12 protein-coding genes are annotated in these 13,449 nt (G+C 57.5%); 7 read left to right on the forward strand and 5 right to left on the reverse strand.

Translation table 11 applies throughout. The features are described 5' to 3' along the window. Window positions 1-196: 196 nt before the first annotated feature. Window positions 197-1,072: a LysR substrate-binding domain-containing protein gene (locus tag Q6A51_RS01405; RefSeq protein ID WP_304573947.1), complete on the reverse strand. Its 876-nt coding sequence runs from the start codon at window positions 1,070-1,072 to the stop codon at window positions 197-199. 137 nt (window positions 1,073-1,209) lie between these two features. On the opposite strand from Q6A51_RS01405, the gene Q6A51_RS01410 reads away from it, so the two are divergent. Further along, on the forward strand, window positions 1,210-1,635 hold the full coding sequence (locus tag Q6A51_RS01410; RefSeq protein WP_025259725.1) for a VOC family protein: 426 nt from the start codon (window positions 1,210-1,212) through the stop codon (window positions 1,633-1,635). Between the two features lie 92 nt (window positions 1,636-1,727). On the opposite strand, the gene mqo is transcribed toward Q6A51_RS01410, so the two are convergent. Continuing rightward, window positions 1,728-3,365, reverse strand: a complete 1,638-nt coding sequence (mqo, locus tag Q6A51_RS01415) for a malate dehydrogenase (quinone) (RefSeq protein ID WP_201007284.1) — start codon at window positions 3,363-3,365, stop codon at window positions 1,728-1,730. A 914-nt stretch (window positions 3,366-4,279) separates the two neighbouring features. Between mqo and Q6A51_RS01420 the strand changes: the two genes are divergently transcribed. After that, window positions 4,280-4,582, forward strand: a complete 303-nt coding sequence (locus Q6A51_RS01420) for a putative quinol monooxygenase (RefSeq protein WP_304573948.1) — start codon at window positions 4,280-4,282, stop codon at window positions 4,580-4,582. A gap of 6 nt (window positions 4,583-4,588) precedes the next feature. On the opposite strand, the gene Q6A51_RS01425 is transcribed toward Q6A51_RS01420, so the two are convergent. Then, entirely contained in the window at window positions 4,589-5,083 is a 495-nt protein-coding gene (locus tag Q6A51_RS01425; RefSeq protein WP_201007281.1) for an Lrp/AsnC family transcriptional regulator, read from the reverse strand. A 142-nt stretch (window positions 5,084-5,225) separates the two neighbouring features. Here Q6A51_RS01425 and Q6A51_RS01430 point away from each other — a divergent pair, with 142 nt between their 5' ends. Both Q6A51_RS01430 and Q6A51_RS01435 read left to right on the forward strand, forming a co-directional pair. Next, entirely contained in the window at window positions 5,226-6,176 is a 951-nt protein-coding gene (locus Q6A51_RS01430; protein ID WP_201017620.1) for a DMT family transporter, read from the forward strand. A gap of 256 nt (window positions 6,177-6,432) precedes the next feature. Further along, window positions 6,433-6,882, forward strand: a complete 450-nt coding sequence (locus Q6A51_RS01435) for a (R)-mandelonitrile lyase (protein ID WP_405046114.1) — start codon at window positions 6,433-6,435, stop codon at window positions 6,880-6,882. Between the two features lie 69 nt (window positions 6,883-6,951). On the opposite strand, the gene Q6A51_RS01440 is transcribed toward Q6A51_RS01435, so the two are convergent. Next, a complete protein-coding gene (locus Q6A51_RS01440; protein ID WP_304573950.1) occupies window positions 6,952-7,710 on the reverse strand; it encodes a carboxymuconolactone decarboxylase family protein in 759 nt (252 codons plus the stop codon). 19 nt (window positions 7,711-7,729) lie between these two features. Further along, window positions 7,730-8,314 carry a nucleotidyltransferase family protein gene (locus Q6A51_RS01445; RefSeq protein ID WP_304573951.1) on the reverse strand — a complete coding sequence of 195 codons (585 nt, stop codon included), beginning with the start codon at window positions 8,312-8,314 and terminating at the stop codon, window positions 7,730-7,732. A gap of 230 nt (window positions 8,315-8,544) precedes the next feature. Between Q6A51_RS01445 and Q6A51_RS01450 the strand changes: the two genes are divergently transcribed. The 3 genes from Q6A51_RS01450 (at window position 8,545) to Q6A51_RS01460 (ending at window position 13,425) form a co-directional block, all read left to right on the forward strand. After that, entirely contained in the window at window positions 8,545-9,159 is a 615-nt protein-coding gene (locus Q6A51_RS01450) for a TetR/AcrR family transcriptional regulator (protein ID WP_304573952.1), read from the forward strand. A 79-nt stretch (window positions 9,160-9,238) separates the two neighbouring features. Then, window positions 9,239-10,348, forward strand: coding sequence for an efflux RND transporter periplasmic adaptor subunit (locus Q6A51_RS01455; protein WP_304573953.1), 1,110 nt, complete (start codon window positions 9,239-9,241; stop codon window positions 10,346-10,348). Continuing rightward, window positions 10,345-13,425, forward strand: coding sequence for an efflux RND transporter permease subunit (locus Q6A51_RS01460; protein WP_201007271.1), 3,081 nt, complete (start codon window positions 10,345-10,347; stop codon window positions 13,423-13,425). Before Q6A51_RS01455 ends, Q6A51_RS01460 begins: the two co-directional genes overlap by 4 nt. The last annotated feature ends 24 nt before the right edge of the window (window positions 13,426-13,449 follow it).

Consider the following 13,449-nt stretch of genomic DNA (forward strand, 5'->3'; position numbering starts at 1 on the left):
AAACACCTGCAAGATGACCTAGAAGGCTGTCAGAGCACATGCCCTGCTGGAATCGCGGGAAAATATCTGTAAAGCATAAGGAAAACCAGTAGGTTAATCGTTTCAGTTTGTGTTTTTTACGGCAGATATCTACAGAGTCTTTCGACTTACGGGCTTTTTGAAGAAAACCGGTTCTTTTCTGAAGAATTGTCGTGGTCTATCTACGCACCTGCACCAACCCCTCCACCAGCTCAATCAACAACCTTACCGGCTCGCTCAAGCTCTCCCTGGCCCGATGTACCAACCCCACATCGCGATGAAACGTGTGTGCGCCTAAATCCAGCGCCCGCACTTCAGCGGGCCATTGCCGGTGGTCGGCTGTCTGGGGAACCAGTGCCACGCCTACGCCATTGGCGACCAGTTTGATGATGGCTTCCAGTTCATCCAGCTCGCAGGCTTCGCGCAAGGTGAAGTGCATCTGGCGCAGGAAGCGGTCGACCTGTCGGCCGCCGAACGAGGTGCGGTCGTAGCGGATCAAGGGCTGGGTGGACAGCAGTTCGGCCCAGTCATCGCCGGGCAGGTGGCTTGGGACGATCAGGCGATAGGGTTCGCTGGCCAGGGCGGTCCAGCGCAGGTCGCTTTGCAGTGCGAAGGGTGGGCGGATGATGGCTGCCATGTCGATTTCGCCGGCATCCACCAGGTTAACCAGTTGCATGGATACACCCGGTATGACGCGGGTGCGACATTGAGGCCATTGGCGGTGGAAGGCTGCCAGTGCATCGGGGAGCAGTGAGCGCTGGACCGAGGCAATTGCGCCGATATTGACCAGTATGCTCTCGGGTTGTCCGCTGGCTGTCGAGCCAAGGTTGTTGTAGAGGCGGATCAGTTCCTGGGCTTGCAGGAGGGTCTGATGTCCCATTCGATTGAGCTGTGCCGAGCGGCCCTTGCGGTCGAATAGCTGATAGCCAAGTTCGGTTTCGAGACGTTGCATCTGTGCGCTGACGGCAGCCTGTGTCAGGCCGATCCGGTTCCCGGCGGCGGCGAAAGTGCCTTCCTGTGCGACCGCCACAAGGGTTTTCAGCTCACGAATCATTGATAAATCTCTTTTGTCAGCCTGAGAAATATATATTGATTTTATTGTTGAGTCGCGGCTTCTATGATTTCTCCAGCACTTGAACAGCCGCAAGCAAGCCCTTGCGGTTGATAAAAACCAAAAGCCTGGAGTTTTCGATGAGTCTTTCTCCCTTTCACCTTGCGATTCCCGTCTACGACCTTGCGGCTGCGCGTTCCTTCTATGGTCAGGTTTTTGGTCTGGAAGAGGGGCGCTCCAGTGATCACTGGGTCGATTTCAATTTCTATGGCCACCAACTGGTGATTCACGAAGCGCCGAAGAACGCAGTGCAGGAAAGTGCGCATAGCAATCCGGTGGACGGGCATGACGTGCCTGTTCCGCACTTTGGCATCGTGTTGCAATGGGAGCAGTGGGAAGCGCTTGCCGAGCGTTTGAGGTCGTTCGAGACTCGTTTCGTGATCGAGCCTTACATCCGCTTCAAGGGGCAGGTGGGTGAGCAGGCGACGATGTTTCTGCTTGACCCTTGTGGCAACGCACTGGAGTTCAAGGCGTTCAAGGATATGGGGCAGTTGTTCGCGAAGTAGGCGTCAGGAGGGAAGGTAGGGGAGGCGGTAAAGCGGTATTTCCCGGCTACAGAAAAAAGCCCCATCAAACCAGGTTTGATGGGGCTTTGGCATTACAGCGCCATATCAGTCGCTGCGTTGCTTTCGCGTGGCTTGGCAGGTGTTGCTGCCGGAGCCGGTGCTGCAGCGCCAACAGCTGGAGGTGCTGGCAGTTGCAGGATTTCGCTGGTGTAAGCCCATTCCTTGGCAACCTGATCAGGATGATCGTTCAGCTTGGTGCCGTAGCTTGGGATGATCTGGTGCAGCTTTTCCTGCCAGGCAGGGGTTGCAACCTTGTCCTTGAAGATCTTCTCCAGAACGCCCAGCATGATCGGAGCTGCGGTCGATGCACCTGGCGATGCGCCCAGCAGGCCGGCAATGCTGTTGTCCTTGGAGCTGACAATCTCGGTACCCAGTTTCAGGACGCCGCCTTTCTCTTCATCACGCTTGATGATCTGAACGCGCTGACCTGCCTGCCACAGACGCCAGTCTTCTTTCTTGGCGTTAGGGAAGTACTCTTTCAGGGCTGCGAAGCGATCATCATCGGACTGCATGAGCTGGCCGGCAAGGTACTCAACCAGTGGGTATTCCTTGATGCCTACCCGGGTCATTGGCCAGACGTTGTGCAGGGTGGTGCTGGTCAGCAGGTCCAGATAAGAGCCTTCTTTCAGGAACTTCGTGGAGAAGGTCGCGAATGGGCCAAACAGGATAACGCGCTTGCCATCCAGTACGCGGGTGTCCAGGTGAGGAACCGACATTGGAGGTGCACCAACCGAAGCCTGACCATAGGCCTTGGCCATGTGCAGATCGGCGATCTGTGGGTTTTCGGTCACGAGGAACGAACCACCAACAGGGAATGCACCGTATTCCTTGGCTTCAGGAATGCCGGACTTCTGCAGCAGGTGCAGTGCACCACCGCCAGCACCGATGAACACGAACTTGGCGTCGGTTTCGGTTTCCTTGCCGTCTTTCAGGTTCTTGTAGGACACGCGCCACGAGCCATCCGCATTACGCTTGATGTCTTCAACTTCGCTCGACAGTTGCAGATTGAAGTTAGGCTGGTTCTTCAGGTGGCCCACGAACTGGCGAGTGATTTCGCCGAAGTTCACGTCAGTACCGATCGGAGTCCAGGTAGCCGCGATCTTCTGGTTCGGGTCACGCCCTTCCATCATCAGCGGAACCCACTTCTTGATCTGCTCCTGATCTTCGGAGTACTGCATGGCGCTGAAGAGAGGGTTGACCTTCAGTGCTTCATAGCGTCTTTTCAGGAACGAAATGTTCTTGTCGCCCCACAGGAAGCTCATGTGCGGGGTGTAGTTGATGAACGAACGCGGGTTTTTCAACACACCGTTCTTGACCTGCCACGCCCAGAACTGGCGGGAGATCTGGAAGGATTCGTTGATTTCGATGGCCTTGGAGACGTCGATCTTGCCATCTTTTTCTGGCGTGTAGTTCAGCTCGGCCAGGGCAGAGTGACCAGTACCGGCGTTGTTCCAGCCGTTCGAGCTTTCCTGTGCGACGCCATCAAGACGTTCAACCATTTCGATCGACCAGCCTGGCTCCAGCTCATTGAGCCAGATACCCAGGGTCGAACTCATGATTCCCCCCCCGATGAGCAAAACGTCTACTTTTTTTGCTTCAGCCGCATGCAAGGGCATGAGACCCATCGACATAGCCAGGCCCAGCAGAGCCGTGTTCATTTTCTTCAACATACTGTGATCCATATGATAAACGCCATCCGCTCTCTACTTCTGTTTATGGGAGCCATGGCGTGTCGCATGCTATGCCGCATGCGACAAACTCTCACACCCACAAGGACTAGAGATGGACATACAAGGCCAATACAATAACGCTTTAGACCTCACTTTTATGTCCTCCTGCGCTGACTTCTTATCATCATTGGCTTCAGCGGCTTGAGTGACACATAGTTCTGTTGGTACGGCTCTCGTGCAGAAAAGACATCTGCCTGCACTCGCAAGCCATACCCATCAGCTTCCTCACGGAGTTGCGACGCCTGGTCGGTACGCATAGACACGTCTGGGGTGTCTTGGTCCGTCATCAAGGCTGCCGCGACATGCTACGGTGACCTGCGTGTCATAAGCTCATCATCGTCAGATCTGGCGAGCGCGCGCATGCTGCCATGTTCTGTCAGGCTCTCCAAGTCGGCGATGACTCGGTATTTTCGCATAATGTGAACCTTTGGTGCGAGTTGCCATCACGTTCTAGAGCCTTGTCCTGCCTGTCCTGTCGAGCCTGATGTAATCCAGAAAGCGCTTTTTGGGAGCCGTTAACCTGAAAATGAGAGCGTTTTCCTGCCATTGATAGCAAGCTAAATATTACAGGATGTATCCAGGATTAAGGCCTGATCAGCGAGATTGACCCGTCACACAACGACGTTTTCCCTCTTTTCGGGCATCTGAAAGCATCTGACTATCTTGTTTTCGGCCTGTCTGGCCCGAAGTTTAGGGGCGTGACCTCTGGCGTGAATGGCTTATTGATGAGTGGAGTTCATGAGTGCATTCGGCTGAACCTTATAGTCATGAAGCGGCTTGATCGTTAAGTTCACTACCGGGATAGAAATCAACCACCTGAATGCATGGCTCGGGTTTCGCGGGAGAGTGCTGTAATGCATATCAATGCCATGAATGCATTGGAAATTCGTTTCATCGAAGACACGGATCCGTTTTTCGAGAGCCGTGTGAAGCTGCACATTGCCCAGCTTCAGAGCGCGCCAGGATGCCTTGGGTATGCGCTTGGCCGAAGCGCCAATGAGGATTGTCTGTGGATTCTGAGCGGTTACTGGGCAAGTGCTTGCGACATGACGGAGCATTTCAGCGGCGCAGCCATGTCGGCGTTGATCAATTCCCTGATCGAGTGTGGCGCGAACCTGACGTTTGTCAGTTTCGCCACTCCTCAGGCTGAACATTGAAGCGGGTTATCTAGGTTCTGAGAGCGTCAGCCCGTTGGGCGGCAGCGGCAGGGCCGTCTTGTAAAGCACCTGCTTGAGGGCAAAGCTGGAGCGGATATTCGCGACCCCCGGAATCTTCGACAGGTGATCCAGAATGAAACGCTCCAGGTCTTGAATGTTGGCCACCAGAATGCGCAGCAGATAATCGGCATCACCGGTCATCAGGTAGCACTCCATCACTTCCGGGCGATCTGCCACGGCCTGTTCAAATAGCCGCAAGGCGCCTTCGACCTGTTTTTCCAGGCTCACATGGATGAATACATTGAGATGCAGGCCCAATACCTGAGGGTCCAGCAGCGTCACTTGCCCCTTGATCAGGCCCGCTTCCTCCATGGCCTTGACCCGATTGAAGCAGGGCGTAGGTGAGAGATTTACCGAACGACCCAGGTCCGCATTGGTGATGCCAGCATCCTGCTGCAGGGTGTTCAAAATGCTGATATCGGTCCGATCCAGTTTTTTCAAAAGAATAAACCTCTGTGAAAGCGTGATTTTGCAGAGATTACATCTTTGATCCGTTCGATTGATAGCAAAGAAGGGAGAAACTTTCTCCCGATACGCCAGTTAAAATTTTTCCCTCGAAACGCGCTTCCACGAGGGGAGAAACATGCCGGACGCAAGCAAGCACAACACCATGGTGACTGACTCGACTCATGCGCAGAGTCTGGTGTCTTCTTCCAAGGCCAAGGGCGTGCTTTTACTGGTCATGGCAATCCTGATCTGGGGTGCCAACTGGCCGGTCATGAAAACCGGCCTTGAGCACATTACGCCTGTCTGGTTTTCAACCCTGCGCTTTGCTACCGGTGCAGCCTGCCTGTTCGCATTACAGATGGTGACCGGCAAGCTGCGGCTGCCCACCCGGCAGGATCTGCCGTTGATCCTGAGTGTCGGTCTGCTGCAAATGCTGACCTTTACCGTGCTGGGCGCGATTGCCATGACCCAGGTGCCTGCCGGGCGCTCTGCCGTCCTGGCCTACACCACGCCGTTGTGGGTGACGCCGATTGCCGTCATGTTCCTGCGTGAAAAACTGTCCACTCGGCAACTGATCGGCACGCTGTTGGGCGGCGTCGGTGTCTGTGTGCTGTTCAACCCCCTGACTCTGGACTGGGGCAACGGAGCCCTGGTGAAAGCCAACCTGATGCTGCTGGCGGCTTCATTCTGCTGGGCAATGTGCATCCTGCATCTGCGTTACTCCAAAAGCACCACCAGTGCCTACCAACTGGCACCCTGGCAGATGCTGGTCGCCACCGTTCCCTTGATCGCCCTGGCTTACTTCACCGAAGGGCCTTTCACGGGCGATGGCTCCAGAACCTTGTGGGAGATTCTGATTTTCATGGGGCCTCTGGCAACGGCGTTCTGCTTTTGCGCGGTCAATGCCGCCAGCATGTGGCTTTCAAGCACCAGCATGTCGACGGCGATGCTCGGGGTTCCGGTTGTGGGGTTGTTGATGTCGGTGGTCTTCATGGGCGAGCAACTGACGATGACGTTGATTGTCGGGATCATGGCAATTATCGGCGGCATCCTGATCGTGACGGTCAAGCGCTCCAGCGCTGCCTGATGTTGCGCATTGATGAGGCTGGCTCATGGCGGTTAGCTGATTCAGGTGACTAATCACTGACTCTTCAGGCTGATAGATTGGATATGTCGTATCGCCGCAAAGAGATACGGCAAAATCGACGCAGCCGCCTCCAGAGTGGGCATGAGTCAGGCAACTCTGTGATTGACGACCTTCATGCCCCGCCGGCGCGCTCATCCATGTAGATGGAGGACTGTAATTGAAGACGCTTGCAGCAACAGCACTTTCCCTTTCCCTTCTGGCAACTGAAGCTCACAGCGAGACGAGCCCGGTCGTGACCGTCACTCAGAACGGCTCCCAACCTTCGGCCAAGGGGCCGGCTGACTATTTCACAGGTCAGGTGCACGTGGATGCTCCTTTCAAGGGGACCGGCGATGCACGAGTCGGTGGCGCGACAGTCACTTTCGAGCCGGGCGCACGCACGGCCTGGCATACCCATCCATTGGGCCAGACCCTGATCGTTACTGCGGGTACAGGCCTGGTTCAGCAGCAGGGGCAATCGATCAAGACCATCCGGCCAGGCGATACGGTATGGATTCCGCCAAATGTCAGGCACTGGCACGGCGCGACTGCGAAAACCGGCATGACTCACATCGCCATTGCCGAGTCTCTGGATGGCAAGGTCGTTGAGTGGATGCAGCAGGTCAGCGAACAGGAATACGCTCAGGCGGCTGCCCTGGATAAATGATAGTGAGCGTTTTGACGAACCCCGCAGAATTGCCACGGTGACTCTGCGGGGTTCTGGTTCGAGCCGGTTTCAGCTCTTGCGTGACTCGAAGACTTCCTTGAGCACCGGCACGGCGGACATCGCTTTCGGCCAGCCCGCATAGAAGGCCAGGTGCGTCACCACTTCCGAGGCCTGGGCCTGTGTCAGGCCGTTGTCCATGGCGCGATTCAGGTGAAATGTCAGTTGCGCCGACTGATTCTGGGTGATGAGCGCCGCGACGGTGATCAGGCTGCGATCCCTTGGGCTGAGCTCGGTATTTCGCCATAGATCGCCGAAAAGAACTTCATTGGTGTAGTGGGCGAGATCCGGTGCCACAGAGCCGACGGCATTTTCGACACTCTCCCGACGCTTTTTCTCGCTTTCCTCATTCAGCGTCAGACGCTCCTTCGACGGCGGCTCGACTGTAAGGCCTCTTTCGGCAAAGACCTTTTTCGCTACGGCTGCTGCTGACATTGCATTGGGCCAGCCGCTATAAAATGCGAGATGGGTAATCAGGGCGCTGATTTCGCCGGGTTTCAGGCCATTGTCCAGACCCAGATTGATATGGCCGGTCATCTGCGCCGTTTGCCCGCCAGCCAGCAGAGAGGCCAGGGTGATCAGGCTGCGGTCACGGGGTTCAAGGTCTTTGCGTTTCCAGACTTCGGCAAACAGCAAGTCTGTCGTGTAGCTATATAACTGTGGCGCGACTGCCAGAACATCCGGCGAAGGCTTGGGGTCCGGCTTGGGTGTGCCTTGACTGGCTTCTGCCATTGAACACGCGAGAAAGGTCGCAGCGGCTAAGTGCTTCATGGTGTGGGCTTCCCTGATTTCAACTTGAGTGAAGTTGCTCTGGCGTATCGACGTCGCGCACGGTGCCGGGATCATCCGTTGCCATGAGGTCGCATGCCGAGGCATTGGCTGCCAGCAATGTCTTTGCGCCCTGATCGCCTTTGAGCAAAAGAAGTTCTGGCCAGAATTGGCGGCCAATGATGACCGGGTGCCCGCGCTGTCCGGCATATACCGGCTGGGCGATACGCTGTGGATCGGCCAGTAGCACAAGGCTGCGCAACGTCGCGGTCTGCAGCCATGGCATGTCGGCGAGCAGGACGGCGACAGCGATGGCAGGCGAGGGCATCAGCGCCTCGATACCGCTGGCCAGGCTGTGGCCCATGCCGAGGTCGGCCTGTTCGCTGTGCACGATGCCGACATCGGGCACAATCCCCAGTGCCTGCGCATCGTCATCGCTGCGCAGTACCACCCAGACTTCATTGAAGGACTGTCTGGCCGTGTCGATACTGGCTTGCAGCATGCTGCGCCCATCGGGCAGAAGTGCCCGGCGCTTGTCGTCAGCAAAGCGCTTGCTGCGCCCGGCTGCCAGTATGAGGCCGATTACGTGAGGTGCAGACTCATTCATCCGGAGTCCTTGAGGGCAGGAACAGAGTTGAACAGGCATCATAGAAGATGGTCAGGGATTCATTAAGCTCGCAAGACGGGATGGAGTCATGAGCTGTTTTCATGAATGAATGGATAGCAAACAGGCAGGAACGAATTCATTCGCGAAAGGGCCAGAAGGTAGAAAGTAATGACCAAATTGAAATATAGTCACTCGTTGTCAATCAGCGTCACGCAGGCCAAGCCGGGAAAATGACTGAAAACATGAATGCATCCCCCTCACGCGGTCCTTCGGATCATAGCGTTCGCGACCAGATCGTCGAAGCCGCCACCCAGCACTTCGGACACTATGGTTACGAGAAGACCACCGTGTCCGATCTGGCCAAGGCCATCGGCTTTTCCAAGGCCTATATCTACAAGTTCTTCGACTCCAAGCAGGCGATTGGCGAGGTTATTTGCGCGAACCGGCTGGCCGCCATCATGGAGATCATCGATGCGGCTGTTGTGGATGCGCCGACCGCTTCCGAAAAGCTGCGGCGCATGTTCAAGGCCTTGCTAGAGGCGGGCAGCAATCTGTTCTTCCACGACCGCAAGCTCTATGACATTGCCGCCGTTTCGGCCAGGGACAAGTGGCCCTCGGCGCGCGAGCATGAAGCGCGCCTGCGACAATTGATCGAGCAGATTGTCCGGGAAGGCCGGGAGGCCGGCGAATTCGAGCGCAAGACGCCGCTGGACGAGGTGACCAATGCCATTTATCTGGTGATGCGCCCCTACATCAGCCCCGTGCTGTTGCAGTACAGCCTCGATCTGGCAGATGAAACGACGGCACATCTGTCGGCATTGATCTTGCGCAGCATGGCACCTTAGATAGAGTTGTGACTATTGACTTAATTGGTCACTAGAATGAGAATCTGGCTCTGGATCATCAATCTGAGCTCGTACACTCATGCCTCGTCGCCGATCTGCTGTCATTGCCCTTTGTTTATTGCCACTCGTCCTGACAGCGTGTGGCGACTCTTCCGTCGTTAACGATCCACGCACTCAGGCGCCTCTGGTAAGAGCCGCTACCGTTCAGGATTCATCGGATATTTCGCGCTCCTTCACCGGTACAGTCGCGGCGCGCATTCAGAGTGATCTGGGTTTTCGCGTCTCGGGCAAGGTGCTTGAGCGTCTTGTCGATACCGGCCAGAGCGTCAGGCAAGGTCAGCCGTTGATGCGTATCGACCCGGTGGACCTGGGCCTGCAGGCCAAGGCACAGCAAGAGGCTGTCATCGCCGCACAGGCACTGGCCAGGCAGGCTGTCGATGACGAAGCACGTTATCGGAATCTGGTCGCTACCGGCGCGGTTTCGGCCTCTACCTACGCTCAGATAAAAGCAGCAGCGGATTCCGCGAAGGCGCAACTCAGTGCGGCGCAAGCCCAGGCCAATGTGGCCAGGAACGCCACAAGCTATGCCGTTCTGCTGGCCGATGCCGATGGTGTCGTGGTGGAAACCCTGGCCGAGCCCGGTCAGGTCGTCAGTGCCGGACAACCCGTGGTAAGGCTGGCGCGGGCAGGGTTGCGTGAAGCCATTGTTCATCTGCCCGAGACTCTGCGCCCGGCCGTGGGCTCCGTGGCACAGGCCACCCTGTATGGCAGCAGCCTTGGGGCAGTGCCTGCAAAACTGCGCTTGCTCTCCAACGCGGCCGATCCCGTGACTCGGACTTTCGAGGCGAGGTATGTGCTAGAGGGCGCGATGGCCAGCGCACCCTTGGGAGCGACTGTCAGCCTCCAGATCGCTTATGGCACAACGTCCACTCAAGCACTGCAAATACCGATGGGCGCGCTTTACGATCCGGGCACTGGTCCGGGCGTGTGGAGCATTTCCGGCAAGCCTTTAAAAGTGAGTTGGCAGCCTGTTCAGGTGCTTGCCCTGCACGACGATGTGGTGCGAGTAACCGGCAATCTCAAGGCCGGCGAGCAAGTGGTGGCATTGGGAGCCCATCTGCTGCATGACGGCGATCAGGTCCGGCTGAACGAAACGCTTGGTGCCAAAGTCGCCGGGAGCCAGCCATGAGCGAAGGGCGTTTCAATCTGTCGGCGCTTGCCGTTCGCGAGCGCTCCATCACGCTGTTCCTGATCTTTCTGATTTCTGCTGCCGGCATTCTGGCTTTCTTTGGCCTTGGGCGTGCGGAAGACCCGCCGTTCACGGTCAAGCAGATGACGGTGATCACCGCATGGCCTGGCGCTACAGCCCAGGAGATGCAGGATCAGGTCGCCGAGCCGCTGGAAAAACGCTTGCAGGAGCTGCGCTGGTACGACCGCACGGAAACCTACACGCGCCCGGGCATGGCTTTCACCATGCTGTCGCTGCTCGATAGCACGCCGCCTTCGCAAGTGCAGGAAGAGTTCTATCAGGCACGCAAGAAACTCAGTGACGAAACCAGGCTCTTGCCGGCGGGTGTCATCGGGCCGATGGTCAACGACGAGTTTGCCGATGTGACCTTTGCGCTTTTTGCCTTGAAGGCCAAAGGCGAACCGCAACGGCTGCTGGTGCGCGATGCCGAGTCATTGCGCCAGCGCCTCTTGCATGTGCCTGGGGTCAAGAAGGTCAACATCATTGGTGAGCAGGCCGAACGCATTTTTGTGTCCTTCTCCCATGATCGCCTCGCAACGCTGGGGATTTCTCCTCAGGAGATATTCGCGGCCCTGAACAGCCAGAACGTGCTGACACCTGCCGGTTCGATCGAAACCGACGGGCCGCAGGTTTTTCTCCGTCTGGACGGCGCTTTCGACAAGCTGAAAAAGATTCGTGACACACCGGTTTCGGTACAGGGCCGCACCCTGAAACTGTCGGATGTGGCGACGGTCGAGCGCGGCTATGAAGACCCGGCCACCTTTCAGGTGCGCAACAACGGTGAACCCGCCCTGTTGCTGGGTATAGTGATGCGCGAAGGCTGGAATGGCCTGGATCTGGGCAAGGCCCTCGACGCCGAGACTGCGAAAATCAACGACGGCATGCCGCTGGGCATGACGCTGACCAAGGTGACCGACCAGTCGGTGAACATCAGCTCATCGGTCGATGAGTTCATGGTCAAGTTCTTCATCGCGCTGCTGGTGGTAATGCTGGTCTGCTTCCTCAGCATGGGCTGGCGCGTGGGTGTCGTGGTGGCGGCGGCTGTGCCATTGACGCTGGCAGTGGTGTTCGTGGTGATGGCGGCCACCGGCAAGAACTTCGACCGCATTACCCTGGGCTCGCTGATCCTGGCGTTGGGGCTGCTGGTGGACGATGCCATCATCGCAATCGAAATGATGGTGGTGAAAATGGAGGAGGGCTACAGCCGCATGGCCGCATCGGCCTACGCCTGGAGCCACACGGCCGCGCCCATGCTCTCCGGCACGTTGGTGACCGCTATCGGCTTCATGCCCAATGGCTTCGCCCATTCGACGGCTGGCGAGTACACCAGCAACATGTTCTGGATCGTGGGCATCGCATTGATTGCTTCCTGGGTGGTAGCCGTGGCGTTCACGCCTTATCTGGGCGTGAAACTGCTGCCGGACCTCAAACAGGTCGAGGGTGGTCATGAAGCCATCTACAACACTCCCAACTACAACCGTTTCCGTCGGTTCCTGAGAAGCGTCATTGCGCGCAAATGGCTGGTCGCCGGTACGGTGATCGGAGCCTTTGTAGTGGCGATTCTCGGCATGGGGCTGGTCAAGAAGCAGTTCTTCCCGACCTCGGACCGTCCGGAGGTGCTGGTCGAAGTGCAGATGCCGTACGGAACCTCCATCGAGCAGACCAGCGCAACTGCTGCGAAGGTCGAAGCCTGGCTGCAAAAGCAGAAGGAGGCCAGGATTGTCACGTCTTACATCGGTCAGGGTGCGCCACGTTTCTACCTGGCGATGGCGCCTGAACTGCCTGATCCGTCCTTCGCCAAGATTGTGGTGCTGACGGACAGTCAGGAGGCGCGTGAAGCCCTCAAGTTCCGTCTTCGCGAGGCGGCTGCCGATGGGCTGGCACCCGAGGCACAGGTCCGGGTCACGCAACTCGTGTTTGGCCCGTATTCGCCGTTCCCCGTGGCTTATCGCGTGACGGGGCCTGATCCCTTGAAGTTGCGTGAAATCGCTGGCCAGGTTCAGAAGGTCTTGCAGGCGAGCCCGATGATGAGGACCGTCAATACCGACTGGGGGCCGTTGGTGCCTGTGCTGCATTTTTCACTGGATCAGGATCGCTTGCAGGCGGTCGGCCTGACGTCGAATGCCGTCGCGCAACAATTGCAGTTTCTGCTCACTGGAGTCCCGATTACAGCGGTCCGGGAAGATATCCGTTCGGTGCAAGTGGTGGGCCGTGCAGCGGGCGACATACGCCTCGATCCCGCGAAGATTGCCGGTTTCACTCTGGTGGGTTCGGCCGGGCAGCGTATCCCGCTATCCCAGGTAGGCGATGTCGACGTGCGGATGGAAGACCCTATCCTGCGACGCCGTGATCGTACGCCAACCATCACCGTACGCGGTGACATCGCCGAGGGTTTGCAGCCGCCCGATGTTTCCAGTGTTGTCCTGAAACAACTGCAACCGGTGATCGACACACTTCCTGATGGCTACCGGATCGTGGAGGCAGGATCAAGCGAAGAGTCGGCCAAGGCCAGCAAGGCAATGCTGCCGTTGTTCCCGATCATGATTGCTCTGACGTTGCTGATCATCATCCTCCAGGTGCGCTCGATCTCGGCCATGGTCATGGTGTTCCTCACCGCACCGCTGGGGTTGATCGGCGTGGTGCCGACCCTGCTGCTGTTCCAGCAACCGTTCGGCATCAATGCCCTGGTCGGCCTGATCGCGCTGTCGGGCATCCTGATGCGCAATACCCTGATCCTGATCGGCCAGATCCACGACAACAAGGCCCAGGGGCTGGAGCCTTTCCGTGCAGTGGTGGAAGCCACCGTACAGCGTGCCCGTCCCGTATTGCTGACGGCATTGGCGGCAATCCTGGCCTTTATCCCGCTGACCCATTCGGTGTTCTGGGGAACGCTGGCCTACACCCTGATCGGCGGCACCTTTGGCGGCACCATCATGACCCTGGTGTTCCTGCCGGCCATGTACGCCATCTGGTTCAGGATCCGTCCTGATACCGGATCCACCGAAAAGGCAGCATGACCCGTGTCATGGCTGCCAACAGTG

Origin of the sequence: Pseudomonas serbiensis, from assembly GCF_030580745.1 — a bacterium.
Classification (GTDB): Bacteria; Pseudomonadota; Gammaproteobacteria; order Pseudomonadales; family Pseudomonadaceae; genus Aquipseudomonas; species Aquipseudomonas serbiensis.